This window comes from Rhodanobacter sp. FW101-FHT13A11 (genome assembly GCF_058790335.1).
This window is the reverse complement of sequence record NZ_JBYTCN010000006.1, coordinates 138,630-164,846: the sequence shown is the minus strand read 5'-3', so window position 1 is coordinate 164,846 and position 26,217 is coordinate 138,630. Positions and strand designations below refer to the sequence as shown.

Here is a 26,217-nt window from a genome sequence, read left to right as displayed (position 1 = left end):
CGGAGCCGGCGGCCGGTTGACACACGCCCGGCGCCCTTGCCCTCCGCGACGCGGACGATCCCGCTCAGTCGCCGTCGGCCAGCGGCACTCCGGCGTCGCGCTGGCGCTCGCGTTCCGCGCTGCGCTCGGCATCCGCCTCGAACAGCCGCTGCAGGTCGATCATCGCCTCGCGGGTGCTCTGCATCAGCTTGGTCTCGTCGTCGTAGACCAGCGCCTGCTTCTTCAGCAGGTCCTCGTCGTAGCGGCGGAAGCGCTCGACCCGGTCGGCCGCCAGCTCGTGCGGCAGGCCCAGCGCCTCCAGCGTCTTGCGGGTCATCTTGAGGCTGGAGTGGAACGTCTCGCGGATCGGCTCCTCCACGCCCATGTCCATCAGCCGGAACACGTGCTGGCGGTTGCGCGCGCGCGCGATGATCTTCAGGTGCGGGTACTGCCGCCGCACCAGCCGGGCGGTGCGCAGGTTCGCCTCCGGATCGTCGGTGGCCAGCACGAACACCTCGGCCTTGTCGGCCTGCGCCGCGCGCAGCAGTTCCGGCCGCGCCGGGTCGCCGAAGAACAGGTTGATGCTGCCGAAGCGGCGCGACTGGTCCACCTGCTCGGCCGAGTGCTCCAGCGCCACGAACGGGACGCCCTGCGCGCGCAGCACCCGGGCGATGATCTGGCCGACCCGGCCGAAGCCGGCGATGATCACCCGCGGCGTGTCGGCCTCGATCGTGTCGAACTCGCGCACCGGCTTCTTCGGCTTCACGTTCAGCGCCTTCGCCGCCAGCACCACCAGCAGCGGGGTCAGCGCCATTGTGAGGGTGAGCGCCAGCACCAGCACATCGTGCTGAGCCGTGCCGACCAGGCGCTGTTCGGCCGCCTGCTTGAGCACCACGAAGGCGAACTCGCCGCCGCAGGCCAGCAGCACCACCAGGCGCAGCGTGTCCGAACGGTTGAGCCCGCCCAGCAGCCGTCCCAGCGGCCACAGCAGCACGCTCTTCAGCAGCAGCAGCGCCGCCACCAGCCCCAGCAGCAGGCCCGGCCGGTGCAACAGCAGCGAGATGTCCATCGACATGCCGACGCTGATGAAGAACAGCCCCAGCAGCAGGCCCTTGAACGGCTCGATGTTGGATTCGATCTCGTGCCGGTACTCCGAATCGGCCAGCAGCACGCCGGCGAGGAACGCGCCCAGCGTGGCGGAAACCCCGGCCATCTCCATCAGCAGGGCCACGCCCATCACCACCAGCAGCGCGGTGGCGGTGAACACCTCCACCGAATCCGCGCGCGCCACGAAGCGGAACACCGGCCGCAACAGGTAGCGGCCGCCGACCACCACCGCCACGATCACGCCGGTGGTGCGCAGCAGCGCGACCAGGTCGAAACTCTGCGCCCCCGCCGCCGACGCCAGCAGCGGCACCGCGGCGATCAGCGGAATCGCCGCCAGGTCCTGGAACAGCAGGATCGCGAACACCTGGCGGCCGTAGGCCGAACCGGCCTCCTTGCGCTCGGCCAGGATCTGCAGGCCGAACGCGGTGGACGACAGCGCCAGGCTGCCGCCGACCACCGCCGCGCCCTTGCCGGGCAGGCCGAACAGGAAATACGCCGCCGCACCGATCGCCACGCTGCAGCTGAGCACCTGCAGCAGACCCATGCCGAACACCGCGCGGCGCATCACCCACAGGCGCTGCGGCGACAGCTCCATGCCGATCACGAACAGCATCAGCACCACGCCGAACTCGGAGATCGCGGCGACCCCCGCGGTATCGCTGACCAGGCCCAGCAGCTGCGGGCCGATCGCCACGCCGGCGATCAGGTAGCCGAGCACCGCGCCGAGCCGGAAACGCTTGGTCAGCGGCACCGCGATCACCGTGGCGAGCAGGAACACCACCGCGGTCTGCAGGAAATGATGGCTGTCCACGCGCGGGCGGCTCCGGTCGGGGTATGGCCGATTATTCCATGCAGGCGATGAGCGCGCGGCATACCGCACAAAAAAACAGGCCCGAACTATGGCGGCCCAATCGTTTCAATGACTCTCTCCGTCACCATGAGCGTCACCCTTACGGAGCCCGGTAGTATGAGCGCCGGGAATCACCCCGGCCGCAAAACCTGTCGATCGCACCACATGAACGCCGTAGAGATCGAACAAGCCGTATCCGACCTTGCTCTGCAACCCTTCGACGGGCCTGAGTTTCCGTTTGCCTTGCTGGCCGCCTTCGGCCACAAGGAAACCGCGCTCAAGCGCCTGCGTACGGGCAACAGCAACTGTTCGGACGTGTCCGGCCCGGCGATCATCAGCGCGGTGCTGCTGCGCAATCACCTGCATCTGGCCGTGTGCGCGGCGGGGCATGTCGAAGCCACGCTGCAGGCGCTGCGCGCCAGCGCCGCCAATACCAAGGGCAAGCCGAAGTTCCTGCTCGCCACCGATGGCGAAACGCTGGAAGCCGAAGACCTCGCCAGTGGCGAAACCATCGCCTGCGACTATCCGGATTTCCCCGACCACTTCGGTTTTTTCCTGCCGCTGGCCGGCATCTCCACGGTCAGGGAGATCAAGGAAAACCCGGTCGACGTGCGCGCCACCGGCAGGCTCAACAAGCTCTACGTCGAACTGTTGAAGGAAAATCCGGAGTGGGCCGGCGAGGCACGCTGCGCCGACATGAACCACTTCATGGCGCGGCTGATCTTCTGCTTCTTCGCCGAGGACACCGACATCTTCCACGGCGAAGGCCTGTTCACCCGGACGGTGGAAACCTTCAGCGAGCGCGAGTCGGGCAACACCCACGAGGTGCTGTCGGAAATCTTCCGCGCCATGAATGTGAAGCCTGCCGAGCGTGCCAGCGCCGGCCTTCCCAACTGGGCCAACGGTTTTCCCTACGTCAACGGCGGCCTGTTTTCCGGCAGCGTGGAAACACCCCGCTTCACCCGCATGGCGCGCAGCTACCTGCTGCATGCGGGCAACCTCAACTGGCAAAGGATCAACCCGGACATCTTCGGCTCGATGATCCAGGCGGTGGCCGACGACAAGGAGCGCGGGAGCTTGGGCATGCACTACACCAGCGTGCCCAACATCCTGAAGGTGCTAAACCCGCTGTTCCTCGACGAGCTGCGCGCGCAGCTCGGTGCCGCCGGCATGGACAAGCGCAAGCTGCTGGCATTGCGCCGGCGCATCGCGCACATCCGCGTGTTCGACCCGGCCTGCGGCAGCGGCAATTTCCTGGTCATCGCCTACAAGCAACTGCGTGCCATCGAAGCGGAGATCAACGACCGTCGCGGCGAGCTGGACCACAAGAGCGCCATCCCGCTGACCAACTTCCGTGGCATCGAACTGCGCGACTTCGCGGCCGAAATCGCCCGCCTCGCGCTGATCATCGCCGAGTACCAGTGCGACGTGCTCTATCGCGGCCAGAAGGAAGCGCTGGCTGAGTTCCTGCCGCTGGATGCGGAAAACTGGATCGTGCGCGGCAATGCGCTGCGGCTGGACTGGCTTTCCGTGTGCCCTCCTACCGGCAAGGGCGTGAGGCTGGCGGCGGACGATTTGTTTGAGACGCCGCTGGATCAGGCCGAGATCGACTTCGAGAACGAGGGCGGGGAGACGTTTATTTGCGGGAATCCGCCGTATCTCGGCAACACGTGGCAGACAGCCGAACAGAAGGCTGAGATTCGCGACGTCGTAAACGGTCGCACCAATTCGACCGGTTTTCTGGACTATGTCGCGGGCTGGTTCATCAAGGCGGCAGACTACATCGCCAACGCGGGTGGCATCGCAGCGTTCGTGAGCACGAACTCGATCTGCCAGGGACAGTCGGTGCCTATCCTGTGGCCGATGGTCTACGACGCGAGTTGCGACATCCTGTTCGCCTATACCTCGTTCAAATGGGTGAACCTGGCCAGCCACAATGCAGGTGTCACGGTAGCCATTGTCGGTATTGGCGCGTCAACTAACGCACCTCGACGCCTCTACGAACATCAGGATGATGGAGCGGTCGTCCTGCGTGAAGGCGCGTCGATCACGCCATATCTCACCATCGGTTCGCGCGTCATCGTCGAAAAGCAAAGCGTGCCCATGTCCGGGCTTGGCGTGATGGAGTTCGGCAACAAGCCAAGCGATGGCGGACACCTTCTTCTTACCCGCCACGAGCTTGAGTCGCTTTCTCTGTCCGAAGCACAGCGCGAGCGATTCGTTCGCCGCATCTACGGGTCACAAGACTTCATCAATGGTGGGTCGCGGTTTTGCATCTGGATCGAAGACGCACATCTGGACGAGGCACGGGAGATTCCGGCGTTGCACCAACGCATAGAAGCCGTGCGTAAACTACGGCTGGCAAGCCCGGACAAAGGGGCAAGAACCATTCTTGGCAAGCGCCCGCATCAGTTGAAATTGATGCGCATCGGGGTGGAGAAGACGATAGTCGTCCCGATCCATTCTTCGGAGAACAGGTCGTATCTTCCGGTTGGCCTGACTGACAACAAAGCGACGTTGACCAATGCGGCCTACGGCCTCTACGACGCCCCACTCTGGAACCTCGCGCTGATCGCCTCGCGCCTGCATCTGGTCTGGATTGCCACCGTCTGCGGAAAAATCAAGACGGATTACCGCTACTCCAACACCCTCGGCTGGAACACCTTCCCCGTGCCGCCGCTCACCGCACAGAACAAGGCCGATCTCACCGAGTGCGCCGAAAACATCCTGCTGGCCCGCGAGGCGCATTTCCCCGCCACCATCGCCGAGCTGTACAACCCTGAGAAGGTGCCGGACAACCTGCGCCACGCCCACGAGCGCAACGACGAGGTGTTGGAACGCATCTACCTCGGCCGCCGCTTCAAGAACGACACCGAGCGGCTGGAAAAGCTGTTCGAGCTGTACACGAAGATGACCGCGGCCGCGGCGAAGGCCCCGGCGAAGCGAGCCACACGGAGGAAGGCATGAACGCGCGTCACGCCGGACCTGCATCGCCCTTGCCCTCGGTCGAGTCGATGACGGTGGAGTTCAAGAGCGATCGCAGGCGCCTGCACGACGACGAACTGGTTGAGGCTCTGGTCGGCCTGGCCAACAGTGAAGGTGGCGAACTTTGGCTGGGGGTGGAGGATGACGGCACGCCGACTGGCCTGCACGAGGCGCATCAGAACCTGGTCGGCTTGGCAGGCCTGGTGGCAGCCAGAACATCACCTTCGCTGATGGTTACGGTCGAATCGCTCGATATTTCCGATGTACGCGTGGCGCGCATCACGGTATCCAAATCGGCGAGCGAGGTCGCGACGACGGCAGGCGTCTATCTGCGCCGTCGCCTCAAGCCGGATGGCAAGCCTGAGTGCGCGCCGATGCTGCCGTATGAACGCGCGAGTCGCGCCAGTCGCTTCGGCCTGAACGACGTTTCCGCGCAGGCGGTGGCCGGCACCACACTGGCTGACCTCGACCCACTGGAGCGCGAACGCTTGCGACAAGCTGTCCAACAGTACGGCGGCGATCGGGTGCTGCTGGAACTGGATGACGAAGAGATGGATGGCGCATTGGGCTTCACCACCCGCGATGCGACGGGCCAGCGCGTGCCAACATTGGCAGGTTTACTGGTGATCGGCCGCGAAACCGCCTTGCGCGAGCGCGTGCCCACGCACGAACTGGCGTTTCAAGTGTTGGCGCGCGACGCGGTGAAGTTCAACGAGTTTCGACGTTTTCCGCTGCTGAAGGCACTGGAGTGGCTGGAAACCAACTTCCGCCCCTACAACCCCGAGAACGAGGTACAGGTCGGACTGTTCCGCGTGCCGGTACCCAGGGTGGAGATGGGCGCGTTCCGCGAGGCAGTGGCCAATGCGTTGGTGCATCGGGACTATCACCACTTGGGCGCCGTGCACGTGCGGCTGGACGATCATGGCTTGGCCATCAGCAACCCCGGCGGGCTGGTGGAAGGCGTCACGCTCGACAATCTCCTGACCACCGAGCCGCGTCCGCGCAATCGGGCGCTGGCCGATGCGATGAAGCGCATCGGCATCGTCGAACGCTCGGGCCGCGGTGTGGACAAGATCTACCGCGGCATGTTGCGCTTTGGCCGCCCCGAGCCCGATTACAGCCGAACCGACGCCAACAACGTGGTGTTGCAACTGGCCACGGTGGATGCCGACGAGACGTTCCTGAAACTGGTTGTTGAACAGGAGGGCCGCCAGAACGGCGAACTGCCCATCGACAGCCTGATTGCGCTGGCCGCGCTGCGCGAACACAAGCGCCTCGATGCCGATCAGCTGGCCAGGCACATTCATCGCAATGCCACTCAGGCCAGGCGCACGCTGGAGCAACTGATGGAGGTCGGACTGGTGGAAGCACACGGCAGCACGCGCAGTCGCAGCTACACCCTGTCGGTCGACGTGTATCGCGTCACCGGGGACAAGCTGGCCTATACAAGACAGATGGGATTTGCCGCCATCCAGCACCCTGAAATGGTTTTGAATTACGTCCGCCAGCACAAACGTATCCGGCGCAACGAAGTCATGGGGCTATGCCATTTGAGTACCGACCAAGCCGCCAAACTCCTGACCCGCCTCAAGAGCGAGGGCCGTCTGGTGCAGCACGGCACACGGCGGGGGGCCTTCTACACACTCGGAGACGAGTAGGACCCGTTTGAGCCCGTTTGAGCCCGTTTGAGCCCGTTTGAGCTCGTCTTGGACCATCGACACGACATGATTCACTTGTATGACAATGAGTTACACCAACATTTCCGGGAGACTTGATCGGACTTTAATGCTCCCACCCCGCCCCGCCCACGAAGAACCTCCTTGCCCATGATCACGACGGCCAATCCCACCAACCAGCGCACCGTGCCCTCGGTTTCCATCACCACGGCACGCACCGGCGCGTCCAGCCGCGCCGACGAGTTGGGCATGCGGGCGATGCAGGCGCGCGCCTGGGCCAAGCGCGGCGAACAGTACCTGCTGATCAAGTCGCCACCGGCTTCGGGCAAGTCCCGCGCGCTGATGTTCATCGCGCTGGACAAGCTGCACAACCAGGGCCTCAAGCAGGCCATCGTGGTGGTGCCGGAGCGCTCCATCGGCGGCAGCTTCGCCGACGAGCCGCTGAGCCAGTCCGGTTTCTACTGGGACTGGACGGTGGCCCCGCAGTGGAACCTGTGCAACGCCCCCGGCGTGGACGACGTGAAGGTGGCGCGCAGCAAGGTCAAGGCGGTGGGCGAGTTCCTGCAAAGCGCCGACCTGGTGCTGGTGTGCACTCATGCCACGTTCCGCTTTGCGATCGACGAGCTGGGCATCGAGGCGTTCGACCAGAGGCTCATTGCCATCGACGAGTTCCACCACGTTTCCGCCAACCCGGACAACAAGCTGGGCGCGCAGTTGGGCACGCTGATCGCCCGCGACCAGGCGCATGTGGTGGCGATGACCGGCAGCTATTTCCGCGGTGACAGCGAGGCGGTGCTGCTGCCCGCCGACGAAAACCGCTTCGAGACCGTCACCTACACCTATTACGAGCAGCTCAATGGCTACTGCTGGTTGAAGTCGCTGGACATCGGCTACTTCTTCTACACCGGCCGCTACGTGGATGCGGTGGCCAAGGTGCTCGACCCCGCGCTGAAAACCATCGTGCACATTCCCAGCGTCAACTCGCGCGAAAGCCTGAAAGACAAGGAGCGCGAGGTCAACGAGATCATGTCCGCGCTGGGCGAGTGGCAGGGTGTGGATGCGGCTACCGGCTTCCACCGGGTCAAGGCGAAGGACGGCCGCACGCTGAAGGTGGCCGACCTGGTGGACGACAGTGACCCGGCCCGGCGCTCGCGCGTGCTGGCCGCGCTGAAAGACCCGGCGCAAAAGGGCAACCGCGAGCACGTAGACATCATCATCGCGCTGGGCATGGCGAAAGAGGGTTTCGACTGGATCTGGTGCGAACACGCGCTGACCATCGGCTACCGCAGCAGCCTGACCGAGGTAGTGCAGATCATCGGCCGTGCCACCCGCGACGCCCCCGGCAAGGAGCGCGCCCGCTTCACCAATCTGATCGCCGAGCCGACCGCCGAGCAATCTGCCGTGGCCGAGGCGGTTAACGACATGCTCAAGGCCATTTCCGCCAGCTTGCTGATGGAACAGGTGCTGGCGCCGCGCTACGAGTTCACCCCACGCAACCAGGGTCCGCAGGATGGCTTCGACTACGGTGCGGAGGGTTATGTGAAAGGCGGCCGGAACCTTGGCGTGAACAAGGAGACCGGCGAAGTGCACATCGAGATCAACGGCCTCGCCACGCCCCGAAGCCGCGAGGCGAAGCGCATCTGCAAGGAAGACCTGAACGAGGTCATCGCCGATTTCCTGCAGGACAAGACGGCGCTGGAGCGCGGCACGCTGGACGCCGAGAACACCGTGCCGCAGGAACTCACCGTGCAGCGCCTCGGCAAGATCGTGCGTGAGCGCTACCCGGAGTTGAGCGACAGCGACCAGGAGGCGGTGCGCCAGCACGCCATCGCGGTAATGAACATCACCCAGCAGGCCAAACTGGAGCTAGGCCCGGCGGTGGCCGAGGAGGCCGGCAGCTATAACGACGGCGCCAGCGCCGCCACGGAGCAAGGCAACACGGCCCTGATCGATGGCGTTCGCAGGTTCATCAACGTGCGCGACCTCGACATCGACCTGATCGACGCCATCAATCCGTTCGAGGCGGCCTACGCAGTGCTGGCCAAGGCGATGGACGAGAAGTCGTTGCGCCAGATCCAGGCCAGCATTGCCGCCAAGAAAATCAGGATCGGCGAGGAGGAGGCCTTCGATCTCGCCAGGCGAGCATTCCAGTTCAAGCAGGAACGCGGACGCCTGCCGGATATCAACGCGGCCGACCCGTGGGAGCAGAAGATGGCCGAAGGCGTGGCCGCGCTTGCGCGTTATCGTGCGCAGGCCAAGGCCAGCGGGGCTGCAGTCAATGACTGAGATGGACGCCGACGAACTGCTGGCCGCGCTGGGCGTGGAAGTTTCGCCAAACAAGGCGGCCAGCCATACGCCGCGCGAGGAGCGCATCATCGCCGGCTTCGAGGACATCCTGCGTTTCCACCAGACGCAGGGTCGCGCACCGCTGCACGGCGAGGATCGCGACATTTTCGAACGGCTGTATGCGGTGCGCTTGGATCAACTGCGCAAGTCGCCCGAAGCGCGCGTACTCCTAGCCGAGTTAGACGCTCCAGGCCTGCTTGCCGGTGCGCCCACCGTCGCGGCCGACGTCTACGCGCTGGACGAGGATGCCTTGCTCGCCGAACTGGGCGTGGCCGCCGAGGGCGACATCACCATGTTGCGCCACGTGCGCTCGCATGCCGAGATCAAGGCGGCGGAGGAAATCGCCGATCGTGCGCCATGCCCGGACTTCGGTACGTTCAAGCCACTTTTCGACGAGGTGGAGTCCGGCCTCAAGCAAAAGCGCTGGATGACGAAGCCCTTCGGCAAGAATGCCAGCATCGAGAAAGGGGATTTCTTCGTGCTGGGCGGGCTGGTCGCGTATGTCGCCGAAGTAGGCGACACCTACAAGACGCCGAACGCCGAAACCAACGGGAGGCTGCGCGTGGTCTATTCCAACGGCACGGAGAGCGACCTGCTGCTGCGCTCCCTGCAACGTGCGCTGTACAAGGACAGCGAAGGACGCACCGGCAGCCGCATCATCAAGGTCGAGGCCGGCCCGCTGTTCGGCGACACGGCGGAGCCTGACGACATCGCCTCGGGCACCATCTACGTGCTGCGCAGCCGCTCCGAACACCCTTTCATCGCCAAACACCGCGAGTTGATCCACAAGATCGGCGTCACCGGCGGCAAGGTGGCAACACGCATCGCCAATGCGGAGAACGACGCCACCTACTTGCTGGCGGGCGTGGAGATCGTGGCCGAGTACCGGCTGCACAATATCAACCGCACTCGTATGGAAAACCTGTTCCATCGCCTCTTCGGCGCTGTGCAGATCGACCTGACAATACCGGATCGCTTCGGAAACCCGGTGAAGCCCAGGGAATGGTTCCTAGTGCCACTCCAAGCCATCGACGAGACGGTCAAGCGCATCGTCGACGGATCTATCACCGAATACGCCTACGATCCAGCATCGGCCCGATTGAGCCGGACCGAGTAGCTCGCAAGCGCGACTGGCGAGTCGGCGGCCATTCACGAAGAAAGCCGGCAATGCCGGCCTTCTTCGTGAAGCATGACGCAGTGCCTTACTTCTTCGGCGCGTCCTTCAGCCCGCGGTTTTCCAGCATCGGCTCGATCTGCGGATCCTGGCCGCGCCAGTCGCGGTACATCTTCGCCAGCTCCTCGGTGTTGCCGCGCGAGAGCACCATCGCGCGGAAGCGGTCGCCGTTCCCGCGGGTCAGGCCGCCGTGCTCCTTGAAGCCCACGAACGCGTCGTCGGCCAGCATCTGCGTCCACAGGTAGGCGTAGTAGCCGGCCGCGTAGCCGTTGCCCCAGATGTGCTGGAAGTAGCTGGAGCGGTAACGCGGCGGCACGTAGCCGAGGTCGATGCCGTCCTTCTTCAGCGCGGCGGCCTCGAACCGGTCGGCGTCCTGCAGCGGCGCGTCGGCGCCGAGCATGTGCCAGTTCATGTCGAGCAGGGCGGCGGCGACCAGCTCGGTCATGTCGTAGCCCTTGTTGAACTTGCCGGCCTTCTTCACCTTGTCGACCAGCGCCTGCGGCATCGGCGCGCCGGTCTGGTAGTGCTTGGCGTAGTTGGCGAATATCTTCGGGTCGGTGGCCCAGTGCTCGTTGAACTGCGACGGGAACTCGACGAAGTCGCGCGCGGTGGCGGTGCCGGACAGGGTCGGGTACTGCTCGTCGGCGAAGATGCCGTGCAGCGCATGGCCGAACTCGTGGAACATGGTGACCACGTCGTCGAACGAGAGCAGCGCCGGCTGGCCCGCGGCCGGCTTGGCGAAGTTGGCCACGTTGAAGATCACCGGCCTGGTGCCGAGCAGCTTCGACTGCTGCACGAAGTTGTCCATCCAGGCGCCGCCGTTCTTGTTGTCGCGCTTGAAGTAGTCGCAATAGAACAGCGCCAGCGAGCTGCCGTCCTTGTCGAACACCTCGAACACGCGCACGTCCGGCTGGTACACCGGGATGTCGTGGCGTTCCTTGAAGGTCAGCCCGTACAACTGGTTGGCGGCGTAGAACACGCCGTTCTGCAGCACGTTGTCCAGCTCGAAGTACGGCTTGATCTGGCTGGCGTCGAGGTCGTACTTCGCCTTGCGCACCTGCTCGGCGTAGAAGTTCCAGTCCCACGGCGCCAGCTTGAAGCCGCCGTGCTGCTTGTCGATCAGCGCCTGGATGTCGCCCGCCTCGGCCTGCGCGCGGGCGGTGACCGCGGGCACCAGGTTCTGCATGAACTTCAGCGCCGTCTCCGGCGTCTTCGCCATCTGGTCGTCCAGCTTCCACGCGGCGTAGTCGGGATAGCCGAGCAGCTTCGCCTGCTCGGCGCGGATCTGCGCCAGCCGCTCGATCGTCTTGCGGGTGTCGCTGGCGTCGCCCTTTTCGGCGCGGTTCCACGACGCCTCGAACAGCGCCTTGCGGGTGTCGCGGTCGGTGAGGTCCTGCAACCCCGGCTGCTGGGTGGTGTTCTGCAGGGTCAGCACGTACTTGCCGTCCTGCTTGCGGTCCTTGCCGGCCTGCGCGGCGGCGGCCAGTTCGGCGTCGGACAGGCCGGCCAGCTTCGCCTTGTCGGCGACCACCGGCGCGGCGTCCCGGGTGGCGGCCAGCAGCTTGTTGGTGAACGCGGTGCTCAGCGTGGACTCTTCCTTGTTGAGGTCCTTCAGCTTCGCCTTGTCGGCATCGGACAGCTTGGCGCCGGCGTGCACGAAGTTCTTGTAGACCACCTCGACCAGCCGGGCGGATTCCGGATCGAGCCTGAGCGTGTCGCGCTGGTTGTAGATCGCCTCGACGCGCTGGAACAGCTTGCCGTTGAGATGGATCGCATCCTGGTGCGCGGCCAGCTTCGGCGCCTCGTCTTCCTGCACCTTCTGCAGCGCGTCGTCGGTATTGGCGCCGGTGACCGCGCTGAACACCGCCATCACGCGATTCAGCATGGCGCCGGATTTCTCCATCGCCACGAAGGTGTTCTCGAACGTGGGCGCCGCCGGGTCGTTGGCGATCTTCTCGATCTCGGCCAGGTGCTGCCGCATGCCCTCCTCGATCGCGGGCTGGTAGTCGGCATCCTTGATCCGGTCGAACGGCGGCGCCTGGAACGGCAGCGTGCTGGCACTGTAGAACGGGTTGCTGGTCATCGCGGGGGCGGCCGGGGCGGTGGTGCCGGCGCTGGCCGCCGAGGCGGCCGGCGCGGGCGGGTTGGCGGCTCCGTTCGGCTGCTGCGAGCAGGCGGCCAGAGCCATCGTGGTGGCGATCACAATCGTGCGCAAACGGAACATCGGAGATCCCTGGGTGGCATGCCCTTCGCCGGGCACGGATAGTCGTGGCTGCCGACTGTACCGACAGCGCGGACACTTTCCAAACCGTGCGCGGCCCGGCGTATCAGGCGGCGCGCAGGTCGCGCAGTTGCCACGCCGCGCCGATCAGCAGGTACAGCCGGTGGCGCACCACGCTCATCGGCAGGTCGGTGACCAGGTCCACGTCGGTGCGCAGGTCGGCAACCCGCGCGCTCACCTGCGCCGCCGGATCGGTGGCGCCGAGGCTGCCGTCCACCGCATCCGGATCGGGCTGCGCCGCGCGCCAGCGCTGGAACAGGGCATCGTCGCGCAAGGCCTGCCGCAGTGCTGTGGCGAAGTCGTTCGGGCCGGCGCCGTCGTACGCAAAGCGCGGATCGCCGCCGCGCGCATGGGCCAGGTCGGCGATCGAGAGGTAGTAGTGGTTGCGGGCCATGGCGTCTCCGGTGTTCGGGCAGGCGGTTATCCCAGCATGCCGGATGTGAAGTTCAGACCAACGCCGCCACGGCAGCACGCAGCCGGTCGGCCGCCTGCGCCGGCGCCACGCCGTGCGGCAGCACGCCCAGGCACGGCGCCGGCAGCAGTTCGCGCAGGGTGGCCAGGTTTTCCTCCGGCGCGTCCATCGCCGGGTCGACGCGGTTGCCAATCCAGCCGAGCAGCCGGCAGCCGTCGGCCACGATCGCCCGCGCGCTGAGCAGGGCGTGGTTGAGACAGCCCAGCCGCATGCCCACCACCAGGATCACCGGCAACCGCCACTGCTTCGCGATGTCCGCTGCCAGCAACCCCGGCGCCAGCGGCACCAGCCAGCCGCCGACGCCCTCGACCACCACGCATTGATGGCCGGCGCTCAATTGATCGAATGCCGCGCGCAGCGGTGCGAGAGAAATCGCCACGCCGTCGTGCGCCGCCGCCAGGTGCGGCGACAGCGGCTCGCGCAGCGCCACCGGGTTGACCAGCGCGTACGGCAGGCTCGCGTCGCCGCCGGCCGCCAGCAGCGCCAGCGCGTCGTCATTGCGCAGGCCCTCCGGTGTTTCCATGCAGCCGCTGGCCACCGGCTTCATGCCGCAGGCGCCGCGGCCCGCCGCGCGCAGCGCGTGCAGCAGCGCGCACGCCGCATGGGTTTTGCCGATGCCGGTGTCGGTGCCGGCGATGAACACGGCTGCCGTCATGCCGCGCCGCCGTGACGCCGGTTGAAGCGGCGTACCACCGGCCCGATCAGAAACAACAGCGAGTACATGAAACCGGGGATCGACCATGCCCAACCGGGTGCCGACAGCGGCAGCAGCAGTGCGGTCAGTGCCGAGGCCAGGCCGATTGCCGCCGGCACGCTCCAGATGCGCATCTCGCGGCGCGCATCGAGGTTGTTGAAGCCGTGCTTCGCCGCACTCTTCGCCGCGTGCAGGAACAGCAACGTCAGCGTGCCCGCCATGCAGGCATAGGCGAAGCCGAAACAGGCGAACAGGGCGCGCATGTCGGCCGGCCCGCCGGTCATCTGGAAATCGCTCGGCAACGCGCCGCCACTCAGGCTGTTGAACACCCCCGAGTACACCATGTGCAAGGGATAGACGAAGATCATCGCGAAAAACACCAGCAGCAGCGACAGCCAGCGACCGGTGCTGTCGGCGCTGTGGCAGCGCTTGCGCCAGCGCACATGGCCATGCCAGAAGAAGGCGATCTGAAAGAAGCACACGGCGAACGCCGGCACGCCGCCGAGCATATACAGCAGCTTGTCGGTGCTGTCGGGAATCTTGTCGCCGCCGATCAACAGCAAGGTCAGGATGAACGCGAATGCGCCATCCACGAACATGTCCAGCCGCCCTGCCTCAATCCCTTCGCGCTGCTCGATCAGGCTCATGCCGCATACCCATGCTGGTGGCTCGGCGCATAATACGGGCTTTGCCGCCGGACGCGTCGCATGTTCGAACTGAAATCCCACACGTATGCCAGCAAACGCGAGCACTACGACGACCTGCTGCGGCAGGCGCGCGGCATCCTCGCCGGCGAACGCGACCTGGTCGCGAACGCGGCGAACTTCGGCGCGCTGGTCTACCACAGCCTGCCGCAGGTGAACTGGGCCGGCTTCTACCTGTACGACGGCCACGAGCTGGTGGTCGGCCCGTTCCAGGGCAAGCCGGCGTGCATCCGCATCGCGCTGGGCCGCGGCGTCTGCGGCACCGCCGCGCAGACCCGGCAGACCCAACTGGTGCGCGACGTCAACGCGTTCGCCGGGCATATCGCCTGCGACGCCGCCTCGCAGTCGGAGATCGTGGTGCCGCTGGTGAAGCCCGACGGCAGCCTGCTCGGCGTGTGGGACGTCGACAGCCCGGTCACCGACCGCTTCGACGAGGACGACCGCGCCGGGATGGAAGCGCTGTGCGCGGTGTTCATGGAGGCCACATGCCGCTGACCGCCCTTCGCGACCGGGCGTAGCAGCCCGCTCGCGGGCGATGCTCTGCTTTTCGAATCCCGAATCCCGGCTTCAAGAGCATCGCCCGCGAGCGGGCTCCTACACGTCAGCGTCAGCGTTCGTGGTCCTGGTGCGCGCCTTCACGCGACTGCAGCAGCAGCGCCGCCACGGCGGCGCGCGCCTCCTCCACGCCGGTGCCGGCGGCGGACGAGAACACCTGCGCGGTGGCGTGCAGGCCGTCGGGAAAGCTCTTGCGCATCGCCGCCAGCGCCTGCATCGCCTGGTTGCGGGAGAGCTTGTCGGCCTTGGTCAGCAACAGGTGGCAGGGCAGGCCGGTGGCGAAGCAGAAATCCAGCATCGTCCGGTCGAACTCCTTCAGCGGATGGCGGATGTCGGCGATCAGCACCACGCCGCGCAGGCTGCGCCGCTGGTGCAGGTAGCGGTCGATCTCCTGCTTCCAGTGCTCGCGCATCTCCAGCGGCACCTTGGCGTAGCCGTAGCCCGGCAGGTCGATCAGCCGCAGGTCGGACGAGGGCGGGCCGCCGGCGGCGGCAGGCGGTCGCTCCGGCGCCTCCTGCGCACGCGACGCCGGCACATCCCTGTACGGCGGCAGGCTGAACGCCACCATCTGCTGGGTGCGGCCCGGGGTCTTGGAGGTGCGCGCCAGCCCCTTGTGCCCGGTCAACGCGTTCAGCGCGCTGGACTTGCCGGCGTTGGAGCGGCCCGCGAACGCCACCTCGGCGCCCTGGTCGGCGGGAAGCTGGCTGATGCGGTGGGCGGCGAGCACGAATTGCGCGCCTTGCAGGGGATTCGACATGGGGATGGTTTGACCAAGCGATGGTGGCGCAGGGATAATTCTGCGGTTTCTGCCTGTTGCGGGCCTTGCGGCCGCAAACACCGGCAGTGTCCGCAAGTCTCTCGGGAGTCAAGTGTATGAGTTTTCGGTCTGCTGGTTTTCGGCCCGCGGTTCTCGGGTCCGCCATCGCCCTCGCGTTCGCGCTGTCCAGCGCTGCGCTGATGGCCCAAGAAACCCAGCCGAACACCGCCGCCCCGGCTGCCGCCAGCACTGCGCCGGCCGCCGCGGCCCCGGCGCCCGCGGCCAGCGCCCCGGTCAAGCCGGGCGACGCCACCGCCGGCCAGGCCAAGGCCGCCGTCTGCGGCGCCTGCCACGGCATGGACGGCAATTCCAGCGACGCGCAGTACCCGAAGCTGGCCGGCCAGAGCGAGCAGTACATCGTGCACCAGCTGACCAGCTTCAAGGCCGGCAAGCGGCAGAACCCGATCATGATGGGCATGGCCGCGCCGCTGTCCGAGCAGGACATGCACGACGTCGGCGCCTATTTCGCCAGCAAGACCCCGCTGCCCGGCGTGGCCGACCAGGCGCTGGTCGAGCGCGGCCAGGCGCTGTTCCGCCAGGGCGACGCCGCGCGCGGCATCCCCGCCTGCATGGCCTGCCACAGCATCGACGGCAGCGGCAACCCGGGTGCCGCGTATCCGCACCTGGCCAGCCAGCACGCGCAATACATCCAGGCCACGCTGAAGGCCTGGCACGACGGCACCAGCTGGGGCGACGACGCCCGCGCGCAGATCATGCCGACGATCGCCAAGCAGCTGAGCGCCGACGACATCGCCGCCCTGGCCAGCTACGTCGAGGGCCTGCACAGCGCCGGAAACCAGCCGGCCGCCACGCCCTGACCGACCCAGCGCCGACCGTCGTGTCGGCGCTGTCGTCTGATGCCCCACCGTACGAGGTTTGCCATGCTGAAGCGCCTGCCGTTCCTGTGTGCCGCCCTGCTCGCGCTCGCCGCCTGCAGCCATGACAGCAACTCCGGCGCCGCCCAGCAGGCCACCCCTCCTGCCGCCGCCGGCACGAGCGCAGCCACGCCCGCGAGCGCGCCCGCCGCATCCGGCAGCGCCGCACCGGCCGCCGCGAGCACGGCAGCCACGGCCGCCGCACCGGCTCCGGCGCCGGCCGCGGCGCCGTTCGTCGACAACGGCACCTGGGTCGAGGGCAAGCACTACTTCCGGATCGATCCGGCGCAGCCGACCAGCCACCCGGGCAAGATCGAGGTGACCGAGGTGTTCTCCTACGGCTGCCCCGCCTGCAACGGCTTCCATTCCACCGTCGACCGGATCGCCAAGAGCCTGCCGCCGGGCGCGGTGATGAACTACCTGGCCGCCTCGTTCCGGCCGGACGAGAACTGGCCGCTGTACCAGCGCGCGTTCTACGCGGCGCAGGCGCTGGGCGTGGTCGACAAGACCCACGACGCGATGTACGACGCGGTGTGGAAGAGCGGCGAGCTGTCCACCTACAACCTCAAGTCCAGCGGGCTGAAGCCGCATGCAGCGTGGCCCACGATCGAGGACGTCGCCAGGTTCTACGCCAAGTACGGCGTCGATCCGAAGGAGTTCGTCGCCGTCGCCAACTCGTTCAGCGTCAACACCCAGATGAAGCGCGCCGATGACCTGATGAAGGCCTATGGCGTGGACAGCACGCCGACCATGATCGTCAACGGCAAGTACCGCTTCACGGCCAGCTCCGCCGGTGGCTACCCGCAGGCGATCGAGCTGACCCAGTGGCTGGTGGCGAAGGAAGCGGCCGGCAAGTAGGCTGGGCCGCCCTCCCCCGCGAAGAGAAGATCCATGTCCAAGCGATTCGCCCGCCTGCGCGTACTCACCCTGCTCGGCGGCCTGCTGCTGGCCAGCGCCTGCACCGCGCAATCCGGCACGCCGGCGCCGTACACCGAAGGCAACGAGTACGTCACGCTGCCCGCGCCGGCGCAGCGCTACGGCAGCGAGGGCAAGGTGGAGGTGGTCGAGGTGTTTTCCTACGGCTGCATCCATTGCGCGCAGTTCGCGCCAGCCGCCGAGAAGCTGCGCAAGCAGCTGCCGGCGGGCGCGGTGTTCAAGCTGATGCCGGCGCCGTTCAACGCCGAGTGGGTGCCGTATGCGCGCGCCTACTACGCGGCCAGGCAGCTCGGCGCGGTCGAGCGCACCCACCTGCCGCTGTTCAACGCCAAGTTCGCCGAACACTACCCGATCAACTCGCTGGACGAACTGGCCGACTTCTACGCCCGCGAAGGGGTCAACCGCGCCGAGTTCGTGCGCATCGCCACCTCGCCCGAGGTCACCGCGAAGCTGAAGGACGACCTGGCGCTGATCCGGCGCTGGCAGGTCGACGGCACCCCGACCATCGTGGTCAACGGCAAGTACCGCGTGGCCACGGTGCATTCGTTCGACGAGATGATCGCGGTGACGCAATGGCTGGTCCAGCGCGAGCTCGCGCACAAGTAGGCGCCGATGGCGCGGCGGCTGGCGCGCCGTTCACGTCCGCGGGAGCATGCTGGCCGCCGCGTCCGGCGTGAGCCCGCGGGCGTCCCCTCCCCCGTGCAGTGTGTTGCGATGACCCGTGCCGCCCCTTCCCCCGCCGCGCCCGCCGAGCGCCACCTGCGCCTGCTGAGCTGCAACATCCTGGCCGGCGCCAGCGTGCAGCGCTACCGCCAGTACCTCACCCGCAGCTTCAACGCGGTGCTGCCCGGCCGCAGCAAGATGGACAACCTCGACCGGCTGGCCGAGGTACTGGCGCAGTTCGACGTGATCGGCCTGCAGGAGGCCGATGCCGGCAGTCTGCGCTCGGGCTTCCTCAACCAGACCCGCTACCTCGCCGAAACCGCCGGCCTGCCGTTCTGGAGCCACCAGCCGAACCGCGCGATGGCCAGGCTGGCGCACTCGGCGAACGGCCTGATCAGCCGGCTGGAGCCGCACTCCGTGCTGGACTACCCGCTGCCCAGCCGGATCCCCGGCCGCGGCGCGCTGCTGGCCCAGTTCGGCGAAGGCGACCATGCGCTGGCGGTGATGATCGCGCACCTGTCGCTGAGCGCGCCGGCGCGCGCGCGCCAGCTCGGCTTCATCGCCGAGCTGCTGCAGGACTTCCCGCATGCGGTGCTGATGGGCGACCTCAATACCGAGCCGGGCAGCGCCGAGATGCAGCAGCTGTTCGCCAAGTCCAGCCTGCAGCCGCCGGCGCAGGCCACGCCGACCTTCCCCAGCTGGAAGCCGCGGCGCGCGCTGGACCACATCCTCACCTCGCCGGCGGTCCACCTGGAGAAGACCTGGGCACTGCCGCAGGCGTTCTCCGACCACCTGCCGCTGGCCGCGGAGATCCGCCTGCCGGCGCACGTCGGCGGCAAGCCCGTGCCGGGCCGGCGCCGATGAGCGCGCGCGGATGGAAGAAGGCGCTGCCGTGGCTGGCGCTGCTGGCCGTGGCGCTGCTCGCCGCCTGGCTGCGCTACGGCCTGGTCGAATCCAGCGCGATCGGCCAGCAGTGCAGCGCCGGCGGCCCGTGGTGGTGCCAGTGGCGGCAGTGGCTGGTGCTCGGCTTCCTCCACGACGTCTACGGCATCGCAGCGCTCGCCGCCACCGCGCTGGCGCTGCTGCGACGGCGCGCCTGGCTGGCCTGGCTGGCCTGGCTGGCCTGGCTGGCCGCTGCGCTGGGCGTGTTCGCGCTGCAGCTGTACTGCGTCGAGAGCGGTGCGCTGGCGCTACTGGCCGGCTGCCTGTGCCTGCTGCGCCGGCAAGTGGCGCGTCCGGCGCCATTCGAACAACACCGGCAGCACCAGCAGCAGGTTCAGGCCCAGCCATAGCCACGCCACCGGGGTGAGGCCGGCTTCCTGCACCAGCACCGCGAGGGCCAGCGGCAGCGGCCACAGGGCGAGGAAGCGTTCCTCCGGCAGCGGCGGCACGGCCGCACGGCGCTCGCCCAGCCAGCCGAGCAGCGCATAGCCGGCGCACGGCAGCCAGAACAGGCCCAGCGGAAAATCCCGGTAGCGCCCGTCGACCGCGAGCAGCAGGCCGTAATACGCCAGTGCGAACAACCAGCCGGCGCGCAGCCAGCGCGGCGGCGCGCCGGGCGCCGGATCGCCGTCGAGCCGCGCGGCGATCCAGCGCGCCAGCCGCAGTGCGGTGAGCAGGGCCAGCGCGCAGGCCGCCAGCGACAGCGCCCACTCCCAGCCGTCGCGGCAGGCGTACAGCATCTGCCGGTACTGCCACGCCAGCGCGCCACCGCTGGCCACGCCGGCCAGCGCCAGGGCCGCCCAGCCGCGCATGCCGCGCCAGCGGCGGCGCCGGCCGCCGGCCAGCGCGAACAGCACGCCGCCGGCCGCGGCGGCGAGCCAGCCCAGCCACCAGCGCGGCTCCTCGGTCACCGGCCCCTGCATGGCGAACTTCGGCCGCGCCTGCGCGTCGAAGATGCCCCAGTAGCCGCCGGCGGTGCCTTCCTGCGCGCGTTTCCACGGCTGGTCGAACGCCTCGATCACGTTGTACGGCATGTGCACGGTGGCCGCGTAGCGCAGGAACTCGCGCAGGTAGCGCGCCTCGTTGACCACGCTGGCGCTGGCCGCCTGGCGCGGCCGTCCGGCGCTGGGCCAGCCGGTCTCGCCGATCATCACGCGGCGGCCCGGAAACGCCTGCTGCACCTTCGCGTACACCGCCGCCACGTGCTGCACCGCGCCTTCGGGCGGCACCGGCTGGTCTTCCCAGTAGGGCAGGATGTGGATGGTGAGGTAGTCGACCGAGCCGGCCAGTTCGGGGTGGCGCAGCCAGAATTCCCACACGTCGGCATAGGTCACCGGCACGCCGACCGCCGCGCGCACCTGCTGCAGGTAGCCGGCCAGCCGCGCCGGCGACAGCTCGCCGCGCAGCAGCACCTCGTTGCCCACGATCAGCCCACGCACCACCTGCGGGTAGCGGTTGGCGGTGGCGATGCCCAGCGCAACCTGCTGCGCGTTCGACTTCGCGTCGCCGCCCAGCCAGATCCCCAGCAGCACCTGCATGCCGTAGCGCCCGGCGATCTCCGGCACCGCGCTGAGGCCCTGCCCCTGCGAGTAGGTGCGCACGCAGTCGAAGCGCTGCGACAGCGCGCGCAGGTCCGCGTCGATGCGTTCGGGGCTGATGTAGGCACGCGCATCCAGCGGTGTCTCGCCAGCCAGGCGGAACGGCGCATACGAAACGCAGGCGATCCGCGCCGACGGCGCATCCGGCAGCGCCACCGGCCGGCCGATCGCCCACCACCAAGTCGCCCCGGCCAGTGCCGCCAGCAGCAGCGCCAGCCACGCCGGCCAGACGCGACGAAAGACAGGCGGAGCTGCTGGTGACATGCCGATCCCGTGGATGCTGGAAGCCAAACGCCGCAGCTTACCAGCGCCGGCCGGCGCCACGCGCTCACGGCACCGCGACAAGCGGTTCAGGCGCATCGACTACACTGCCCGCGATCCACCGCAGGAGCCCCCATGTCCGTTTCCTTCCCGCCGCGGCGCATCCTGCTCGTCTGGCTGCTGGTCGCCGGCTGGCTGCTGACGGGCGTACTGGCGCAGGCCGCCGAACCCGTCGACGCCCAGCGCGCGGCCTTCAAGCAGGCCTACGCCGCCGCGCAACAGGGTGGCGACGGCTGGCGCGGCCTGGCCGGCGGCCTGCGCGACTATCCGCTGTATCCGTACCTGCCGGCCGCGGCCTTGCAGCACGACATCCGGCAGGTCGACCGCGCCAGCGTGGAGGCGTATCTCCGCCAATACCCCGATTGGATCCCCGCCGCCGACCTGGGCCGCGCGTTCCTGCTGGAACTGGCGCGGCGCCAGGACTGGAGCGGCTTCCTCGCGCTGTACCAGCCCGGCCTCGGCGATGCGCTGAGCTGCAACGCGCTGCAGGCGCGGCTGGCCGGCGGCGCCGCGCTGGATTTCGAGCGCGACCTGGCCGAGCTGTGGACCCGGCCGAGCTTGCCCGACGCCTGCGACCCGGTACTCCGCGCCGCGCACGACCAGGGCCTGCTCACCGATGCGCGGCTGTGGACGCGGATCGACCGCGCCGCCGACGCCGGCCAGGCCGGCACCATCGCCAGCCTGGCCGACTGGCTGGGCGAACCCGGCCGCCGCAGCGCACAGCAACTGGCGCTGGCGCTGCGCGATCCGGCCGCCGCCCTGGCCGCCGCCGCCGGCTGGCCCGACCAGCCCCGCCAGCGCGAGGCCGCCGCGCTGGCGCTGACCCGGCTGGCCCGGCGCCAGGTCGACGGCGCCGACACTGCGTGGCAGCAACTGCGCTCGCACTTCGCCTTCAGCGAAACGCAGCGCAACCGGATCCTGCGCACGCTGGCGCTGTTCCATGCCACCGATTTCGACGACGGCGCGCTGGCCCGGCTGATCGCGCTGCCCGCCGCCGCGCAGTCCGAGGGCACCCGCGAATGGCGGGTCCGCGTGGCGCTGGCCCGGCAGGACTGGAACGCCGTGCTGGCCGCCATCGACGCGATGCCCGCCGACCAGCAGCAAGACGGCGAGTGGCGCTACTTCCGCGCCCGCGCGCTGGCCGCGCTGAACCGCGGCGACGAGGCACGCCGGCTGTTCGAGGCCCAGGCCGGGCAGGCCACCTTCTTCGGCTTCCTCTCCGCCGACCGGCTCGACCGGCCGTACGCGATCTGCCCGCTGCCCCCGACCGACGACCCGCAGCGCGAGCAGGCCCTGCTGGCCAACCCCGGCCTGCGCCGCGCCTTCGAGCTGTACGCGGTGGACCTGCCGAAGCCGGCCCGGCGCGAATGGGCGCGCGCGCTGCAGGATGCCGACCCGGCCACCCAGCGCGCAGCCGTCGTGCTGGCCAACCGCCGCGGCTGGTACGACCGCGCGGTGTTCGTCCTGAACAGCGGCGAGGCGCTGCGGCTGTACGAGCTGCGCTTCCCGCTGGCCAGCCAGGACGGCCTGGTGCCGCAGGCCGAACAGGCCGGCGTCGAGCCGGCCTGGGCCTACGGCATCCTGCGCGCGGAAAGCGCCTGGGTGAGCGATGCGCAATCCGGCGCCGACGCGCGCGGCCTGATGCAGCTGCTGCCGTCCACCGCCGCGCTGGTGGCCAAGCGCAACGGCCTCGACTGGGGCGGCGGCGACACGCTGTACGACCCGGTCACCAACATTGCGCTGGGCACGCGCTACCTGGCGCAGATGGCCGCGCGCTTCAACGGTTCGCCGTGGCTGGCCAGCGCCGCCTACAACGCCGGGCCGAACAAGGTCGAGCAGTGGCTGGCCGCGCGCGGCACGCTGGCGCCGGACCTGTTCGTGGCTACCATGCCGTTCAAGGAAACCCGCGAATACGTGGCGCGGGTGATGGCGTTCAGCGTGATCTACGATTGGCGCCTGAGCGGCGGCCCGGTGGTATCGCTGGCCGACCGCATGAGCGCGATCGGCCAGCCGTACGCCCTGCCGACCGCCGCGACGGTGCGCCGCCCGGTTGACTGCCCGCCGGCCGTCGCCCCGGCCGCAGCGGCCAGCGCGGCGGCCGCCACGCCCTGAGTTCAGGAGAGCCTTCGCATGAGCGCACGGCAACTCGTCATCCTCGGCGGCACCGGTTTCGTCGGCAGCCATCTGGTGCCGCGGCTGGCCGCCGACGGCCACCGCATCGTGCTGCTCAGCCGCAACCGCGAGCAGCATCGCGAACTCGGCGTGCTGCCCGGGGTGAGCGTGCGCAGCGCCGACGTCTACGACGACGACGTGCTGCGCCGGCACCTCGCCGGCGCCGACGCGGTGATCAACCTGGTCGGCATCCTCAACCCGCGAGGGCGGCACAGCTTCCAGCGCGCGCACGTGGAACTCGCCCGCCGGCTGATCGCCGCCTGCCACGCCAGCGGCGTGGAGCGCCTGCACCAGATGAGCTCGCTGAAGGCCGGCCAGGGCCTGTCGCAGTACCTGAAGACCCGCGGCGAGGCCGAGGCTCTGGTCAAGTCCTCCGGGCTGGCATGGACGATCTACCAGCCCAGCGTGATCTTCGGCCGCGGCGACGGCCTGGTCAGCCGCTTCGCCAAGCTGCTGCGGCAGATGCCGGCGCTGCCGCTGGCGCGCGCGCAGGCGCGGATGGCGCCCACCTGGGCGGGCGACGTGGCTGAGGCGATCGCCCGCTGCGTCGACCACGAGAAGCTGGGCGTGCGGCGCAGCTTCGAGCTGTACGGCCCCGAGGTGCTCACGCTGGGCGAGATCGTGCGCGCGATCCGCGCGGCCGCCGGCCTGCGCACGCCGGTCATCGCCTTGCCCGACAGCCTCGGCCACCTGCAGGCGCGGTTCGCCGAGCTGCTGCCCGGCAAGCCCTTCTCGCTGGACAACTTCCGCTCGCTGCGCACCGACTCGGTCGGCAAGGTGGACGGCTACGCCGCGCTGGGCATCGCGCCGCAAGCGCTGACGCCGTGGCTGCCGGTGCTGCTCAACGAGCCGCCGCGGCAACGCCGGCTGGCCGCGCAGCGCAGGCGGCGGCGCTGAATCTCAGGCGGCGTCCAGCAACTTCCGCAAGCGGTCCAGCTCGCTGCCGTACAGCGCGCCGCGCGCCACGTCCGCACGCGCGCCGCGCTCGGCCCGCAGCCTGGCCGCGCAGGCCGGATCGTCGTCCAGCCCGCAGAACGCCAGCACCCGGCGCAGCTGGTCTTCCGGTTCGGCCAGCAGCGACTCGCCGGTCAGCTCGAGCACGCGCCCGGGATACAGCGCCTGCCAGTGGCGCAGCAGCCGGTCGTAGTCGTGCCAGTAGCCGGCGAGGTCGTCCAGCGCGTAGCTGAACTCGTTGCCGCTGGCGAACAGCTGGCTGTAGCAGTCGAAGCAGGTCTCCAGCGCGTCGCGCCGCACGTTCACCACGCGCGCCTGCGGCAGCATCGTCATGGCCGCGCCGAGCAGCAGCCAGTTCGGCAGGCAGGCGTCGACCAGCCACGGCTTGCCGCCGCGGCGGGAGTCGCTGCGCGCCAGGTAGTCGCGCCCCAGCCGCGCCCAGTCTTCCGGCGTCTGCGTGCCTGCGCGCCGCGCGCCCACCGGGCCGCGGCGCAGCGACTCGGCCTGGATCACCTGCTGCAGGTCGGGCCGGTCGTCGCCGCCGGCCTGCGGGTGTGCGGCGAGCGAATGCGCCACCAGCGCGGCGCCGGAACACGGCAGGCCCACCACGAACACCACCTGCCCGTCCGCCGACGCCTCCCGCGCGCCGTCCAGCGGACTGGCGAAGGCCGCCAGGATCGCCTCGGCGCGGGCATGCTCCGCGCTCGCGTTCCACTGCACCTGCCGGCGCGCCTGCGCGTTGGCCTTGCGCAGCACGCGGAACGCCTCGTGGAATTCGGCCTGGTCCTCCAGCGCCCGCGCCAGCACGAAGCCCAGCGCGGTGCGCACCGCGGGCGTCGGCAACGCGGTCTGCAGCACCTGCCGCAGCCGGGCGACATCGTCCGCGCCGAAGCGCTCGCCGGCCAGGTTGCACAGGCCGGTCCACGCCTCCGCGCTGGCCGGCCGGCGCTGCAGCACCTCGCGGTAATTCGCCGCCGCCTGGGCCGCCGCGCCGAGACCGGCCTGCGCTTCGGCCAGCACCAGGCGCGCGGCGGGGTGGTCCGGGTCATGGTCGAGTACCCGATGCAGCGCCGTGATCGCGCCGACCGGCCGCCCCAGGGCGAGCAGCATCTGGCCGTAGTTGAACCAGCCCGGCGCGAAATCGGGCGCCAGCCCGCAGGCGCGCCGCAGCGCGGCCAGCGCCGCCTCCGGTTCGCCCACCGATTGCAACGCGATGCCCAGGTTCATCTGTGCCAGCGCGTCGTCCGGGTTCTGCGCCACCGCCTGCCGCAGGTTCGCCACCGCCAGCGCATGCTCGCCGCGCAGCTGCTGCACCACGCCCAGCAGGCGCCGCGCTTCGGCACAAGCCGGCTCCCGCGCGAGCAATTCCGCCAGCAACGCCTCGGCCTGCTCCGGTTGCCGGCGATCGACCGCGTCCACCGCCTCGTCGAGCTGGCGCACCAGTTCCGCCGACAGGCCCACGGCGCGATCCCGCAACAGCGGATGAGCCTGTTTGTCCACCATGCCCGGAAGCCCCCTGTGGCCGCCTTTCACTTCACGGCGCCAGCTTACGTGAGGGTGGCGGCAGCATAAAGCCACGCCGCGCACGGCCTGGAACACAGGCGCGGCCTGCGGCCTCGAAAACGGTTAGGCTTGCGCACGCCACGGCAGGTATCAGACGCTTGCTTCGGCCGTGGTGCGTTTCGAAGCCGAACCTGCCGGAGTCGATCCCATGGGCCACGGAATCCGCACGTACGTACTGGGCATCGGTGCAATCGCCGTGCTGGCATGGGCCGGCATGGGTGCGAGCCATGTCACCGGAGTGGGCGGGACGGTGCGCATGTCGCCCGCCGGCCCCGGGCCGCAGCGAGCGGGCGGGCCGGACGCAAGCCCCTACCGCAGGGCAACGGTGCAGCTGCGCGACGCCCGGGGAAGCGTCGTGGCCCGCGCGATCACCGATGAACAGGGGCAGTTCACCGTGGCCGTGCCCGCCGGCACGTACGAGGTCGGCGTCGACGTTCGGCACGCCGCGTGGCCGCGTTGCGAAACCGTCGAGGTCACGATCCGCACGAACCGGATCGCCCGCGTGGCCATCGTCTGCGATTCCGGTATGCGGTAGGCGGCCGCGGCCGGGCTG

Annotated in this window: 21 protein-coding genes; 13 read left to right on the top strand and 8 right to left on the bottom strand. The window is 68.9% G+C overall.

Translation table 11 applies throughout. From position 1 onward, the window contains the following. Nucleotides 1-64: 64 nt before the first annotated feature. Nucleotides 65-1,897 carry a monovalent cation:proton antiporter-2 (CPA2) family protein gene (locus AC3WRN_RS08995; protein WP_492622713.1) on the bottom strand — a complete coding sequence of 611 codons (1,833 nt, stop codon included), beginning with the start codon at nt 1,895-1,897 and terminating at the stop codon, nt 65-67. A 204-nt stretch (nt 1,898-2,101) separates the two neighbouring features. On the opposite strand from AC3WRN_RS08995, the gene AC3WRN_RS08990 reads away from it, so the two are divergent. From AC3WRN_RS08990 to AC3WRN_RS08975, 4 genes are all read left to right on the top strand, one after another. Next, nucleotides 2,102-4,903 carry a class I SAM-dependent DNA methyltransferase gene (locus tag AC3WRN_RS08990; protein WP_492622712.1) on the top strand — a complete coding sequence of 934 codons (2,802 nt, stop codon included), beginning with the start codon at nt 2,102-2,104 and terminating at the stop codon, nt 4,901-4,903. Beyond that, entirely contained in the window at nt 4,900-6,579 is a 1,680-nt protein-coding gene (locus AC3WRN_RS08985) for an ATP-binding protein (protein WP_492622711.1), read from the top strand. The genes AC3WRN_RS08990 and AC3WRN_RS08985 overlap by 4 nt, the downstream gene beginning before the upstream one ends. A gap of 168 nt (nt 6,580-6,747) precedes the next feature. Beyond that, on the top strand, nt 6,748-8,883 hold the full coding sequence (locus AC3WRN_RS08980; protein WP_492622710.1) for a DEAD/DEAH box helicase: 2,136 nt from the start codon (nt 6,748-6,750) through the stop codon (nt 8,881-8,883). Further along, complete coding sequence (locus tag AC3WRN_RS08975) at nt 8,876-10,060, top strand: GIY-YIG nuclease family protein (protein ID WP_492622752.1); 1,185 nt, start codon at nt 8,876-8,878, stop codon at nt 10,058-10,060. The genes AC3WRN_RS08980 and AC3WRN_RS08975 overlap by 8 nt, the downstream gene beginning before the upstream one ends. 85 nt (nt 10,061-10,145) lie before the next feature. Here AC3WRN_RS08975 and dcp read toward each other — a convergent pair whose 3' ends face one another. The 4 genes from dcp to AC3WRN_RS08955 form a co-directional block, all read right to left on the bottom strand. Next, nucleotides 10,146-12,341, bottom strand: coding sequence for a peptidyl-dipeptidase Dcp (dcp, locus tag AC3WRN_RS08970; RefSeq protein ID WP_492622709.1), 2,196 nt, complete (start codon nt 12,339-12,341; stop codon nt 10,146-10,148). A 103-nt stretch (nt 12,342-12,444) separates the two neighbouring features. Next, on the bottom strand, nt 12,445-12,792 hold the full coding sequence (locus AC3WRN_RS08965; protein WP_492622708.1) for a hypothetical protein: 348 nt from the start codon (nt 12,790-12,792) through the stop codon (nt 12,445-12,447). A 52-nt stretch (nt 12,793-12,844) separates the two neighbouring features. Next, on the bottom strand, nt 12,845-13,525 hold the full coding sequence (bioD, locus tag AC3WRN_RS08960; RefSeq protein WP_492622707.1) for a dethiobiotin synthase: 681 nt from the start codon (nt 13,523-13,525) through the stop codon (nt 12,845-12,847). After that, nucleotides 13,522-14,211 (bottom strand): TMEM175 family protein, encoded by a 690-nt coding sequence (locus tag AC3WRN_RS08955; protein ID WP_492622706.1) that lies wholly within the window; start codon nt 14,209-14,211, stop codon nt 13,522-13,524. The genes bioD and AC3WRN_RS08955 overlap by 4 nt, the downstream gene beginning before the upstream one ends. A gap of 60 nt (nt 14,212-14,271) precedes the next feature. On the opposite strand from AC3WRN_RS08955, the gene AC3WRN_RS08950 reads away from it, so the two are divergent. After that, on the top strand, nt 14,272-14,763 hold the full coding sequence (locus AC3WRN_RS08950) for a GAF domain-containing protein (protein ID WP_492622705.1): 492 nt from the start codon (nt 14,272-14,274) through the stop codon (nt 14,761-14,763). A 112-nt stretch (nt 14,764-14,875) separates the two neighbouring features. Here the strand turns inward: AC3WRN_RS08950 and AC3WRN_RS08945 are convergent, their stop codons facing one another. Further along, complete coding sequence (locus AC3WRN_RS08945) at nt 14,876-15,580, bottom strand: GTP-binding protein (RefSeq protein ID WP_068094708.1); 705 nt, start codon at nt 15,578-15,580, stop codon at nt 14,876-14,878. Between the two features lie 116 nt (nt 15,581-15,696). On the opposite strand from AC3WRN_RS08945, the gene AC3WRN_RS08940 reads away from it, so the two are divergent. From AC3WRN_RS08940 to AC3WRN_RS08920, 5 genes are all read left to right on the top strand, one after another. Then, nucleotides 15,697-16,458, top strand: a complete 762-nt coding sequence (locus AC3WRN_RS08940; protein ID WP_068094711.1) for a c-type cytochrome — start codon at nt 15,697-15,699, stop codon at nt 16,456-16,458. 63 nt (nt 16,459-16,521) lie between these two features. Further along, nucleotides 16,522-17,373 carry a thiol:disulfide interchange protein DsbA/DsbL gene (locus tag AC3WRN_RS08935; protein ID WP_492622704.1) on the top strand — a complete coding sequence of 284 codons (852 nt, stop codon included), beginning with the start codon at nt 16,522-16,524 and terminating at the stop codon, nt 17,371-17,373. Between the two features lie 33 nt (nt 17,374-17,406). Continuing rightward, nucleotides 17,407-18,057: a thiol:disulfide interchange protein DsbA/DsbL gene (locus tag AC3WRN_RS08930; RefSeq protein ID WP_492622703.1), complete on the top strand. Its 651-nt coding sequence runs from the start codon at nt 17,407-17,409 to the stop codon at nt 18,055-18,057. A 108-nt stretch (nt 18,058-18,165) separates the two neighbouring features. Beyond that, nucleotides 18,166-18,978, top strand: a complete 813-nt coding sequence (locus AC3WRN_RS08925; RefSeq protein ID WP_492622702.1) for an endonuclease/exonuclease/phosphatase family protein — start codon at nt 18,166-18,168, stop codon at nt 18,976-18,978. Beyond that, on the top strand, nt 18,975-19,406 hold the full coding sequence (locus tag AC3WRN_RS08920; protein ID WP_492622701.1) for a hypothetical protein: 432 nt from the start codon (nt 18,975-18,977) through the stop codon (nt 19,404-19,406). The genes AC3WRN_RS08925 and AC3WRN_RS08920 overlap by 4 nt, the downstream gene beginning before the upstream one ends. Here AC3WRN_RS08920 and AC3WRN_RS08915 read toward each other — a convergent pair. Next, a complete protein-coding gene (locus AC3WRN_RS08915; protein ID WP_492622700.1) occupies nt 19,305-20,918 on the bottom strand; it encodes a glycoside hydrolase family 17 protein in 1,614 nt (537 codons plus the stop codon). The genes AC3WRN_RS08920 and AC3WRN_RS08915 overlap by 102 nt on opposite strands. A 132-nt stretch (nt 20,919-21,050) precedes the next feature. Here AC3WRN_RS08915 and AC3WRN_RS08910 point away from each other — a divergent pair, with 132 nt between their 5' ends. Together AC3WRN_RS08910 and AC3WRN_RS08905 are read left to right on the top strand one after the other, a co-directional pair. Next, complete coding sequence (locus AC3WRN_RS08910; protein WP_492622699.1) at nt 21,051-23,087, top strand: transglycosylase SLT domain-containing protein; 2,037 nt, start codon at nt 21,051-21,053, stop codon at nt 23,085-23,087. A gap of 18 nt (nt 23,088-23,105) precedes the next feature. Continuing rightward, nucleotides 23,106-24,044 (top strand): complex I NDUFA9 subunit family protein, encoded by a 939-nt coding sequence (locus AC3WRN_RS08905; RefSeq protein WP_492622698.1) that lies wholly within the window; start codon nt 23,106-23,108, stop codon nt 24,042-24,044. 3 nt (nt 24,045-24,047) lie between these two features. Here the strand turns inward: AC3WRN_RS08905 and AC3WRN_RS08900 are convergent, their stop codons facing one another. Further along, entirely contained in the window at nt 24,048-25,604 is a 1,557-nt protein-coding gene (locus tag AC3WRN_RS08900) for a tetratricopeptide repeat-containing sulfotransferase family protein (protein ID WP_492622697.1), read from the bottom strand. Between the two features lie 208 nt (nt 25,605-25,812). Between AC3WRN_RS08900 and AC3WRN_RS08895 the strand changes: the two genes are divergently transcribed. Further along, nucleotides 25,813-26,199 (top strand): carboxypeptidase-like regulatory domain-containing protein, encoded by a 387-nt coding sequence (locus AC3WRN_RS08895; protein ID WP_068097463.1) that lies wholly within the window; start codon nt 25,813-25,815, stop codon nt 26,197-26,199. The last annotated feature ends 18 nt before the right edge of the window (nt 26,200-26,217 follow it).

Bases quoted from the DNA above. Each gene is read 5' to 3' on its own strand.
- AC3WRN_RS08990 (WP_492622712.1), top strand. From the start codon at position 2,102: ATGAACGCCGTAGAGATCGAACAAGCCGTATCCGACCTTGCTCTGCAA.
- AC3WRN_RS08985 (WP_492622711.1), top strand. From the start codon at position 4,900: ATGAACGCGCGTCACGCCGGACCTGCATCGCCCTTGCCCTCGGTCGAG.
- AC3WRN_RS08980 (WP_492622710.1), top strand. From the start codon at position 6,748: ATGATCACGACGGCCAATCCCACCAACCAGCGCACCGTGCCCTCGGTT.
- AC3WRN_RS08975 (WP_492622752.1), top strand. From the start codon at position 8,876: ATGACTGAGATGGACGCCGACGAACTGCTGGCCGCGCTGGGCGTGGAA.
- dcp (WP_492622709.1), bottom strand. From the start codon at position 12,341: ATGTTCCGTTTGCGCACGATTGTGATCGCCACCACGATGGCTCTGGCC.
- AC3WRN_RS08965 (WP_492622708.1), bottom strand. From the start codon at position 12,792: ATGGCCCGCAACCACTACTACCTCTCGATCGCCGACCTGGCCCATGCG.
- bioD (WP_492622707.1), bottom strand. From the start codon at position 13,525: ATGACGGCAGCCGTGTTCATCGCCGGCACCGACACCGGCATCGGCAAA.
- AC3WRN_RS08955 (WP_492622706.1), bottom strand. From the start codon at position 14,211: ATGAGCCTGATCGAGCAGCGCGAAGGGATTGAGGCAGGGCGGCTGGAC.
- AC3WRN_RS08950 (WP_492622705.1), top strand. From the start codon at position 14,272: ATGTTCGAACTGAAATCCCACACGTATGCCAGCAAACGCGAGCACTAC.
- AC3WRN_RS08945 (WP_068094708.1), bottom strand. From the start codon at position 15,580: ATGTCGAATCCCCTGCAAGGCGCGCAATTCGTGCTCGCCGCCCACCGC.
- AC3WRN_RS08940 (WP_068094711.1), top strand. From the start codon at position 15,697: ATGAGTTTTCGGTCTGCTGGTTTTCGGCCCGCGGTTCTCGGGTCCGCC.
- AC3WRN_RS08935 (WP_492622704.1), top strand. From the start codon at position 16,522: ATGCTGAAGCGCCTGCCGTTCCTGTGTGCCGCCCTGCTCGCGCTCGCC.
- AC3WRN_RS08930 (WP_492622703.1), top strand. From the start codon at position 17,407: ATGTCCAAGCGATTCGCCCGCCTGCGCGTACTCACCCTGCTCGGCGGC.
- AC3WRN_RS08925 (WP_492622702.1), top strand. From the start codon at position 18,166: ATGACCCGTGCCGCCCCTTCCCCCGCCGCGCCCGCCGAGCGCCACCTG.
- AC3WRN_RS08920 (WP_492622701.1), top strand. From the start codon at position 18,975: ATGAGCGCGCGCGGATGGAAGAAGGCGCTGCCGTGGCTGGCGCTGCTG.
- AC3WRN_RS08915 (WP_492622700.1), bottom strand. From the start codon at position 20,918: ATGTCACCAGCAGCTCCGCCTGTCTTTCGTCGCGTCTGGCCGGCGTGG.
- AC3WRN_RS08910 (WP_492622699.1), top strand. From the start codon at position 21,051: ATGTCCGTTTCCTTCCCGCCGCGGCGCATCCTGCTCGTCTGGCTGCTG.
- AC3WRN_RS08905 (WP_492622698.1), top strand. From the start codon at position 23,106: ATGAGCGCACGGCAACTCGTCATCCTCGGCGGCACCGGTTTCGTCGGC.
- AC3WRN_RS08900 (WP_492622697.1), bottom strand. From the start codon at position 25,604: ATGGTGGACAAACAGGCTCATCCGCTGTTGCGGGATCGCGCCGTGGGC.
- AC3WRN_RS08895 (WP_068097463.1), top strand. From the start codon at position 25,813: ATGGGCCACGGAATCCGCACGTACGTACTGGGCATCGGTGCAATCGCC.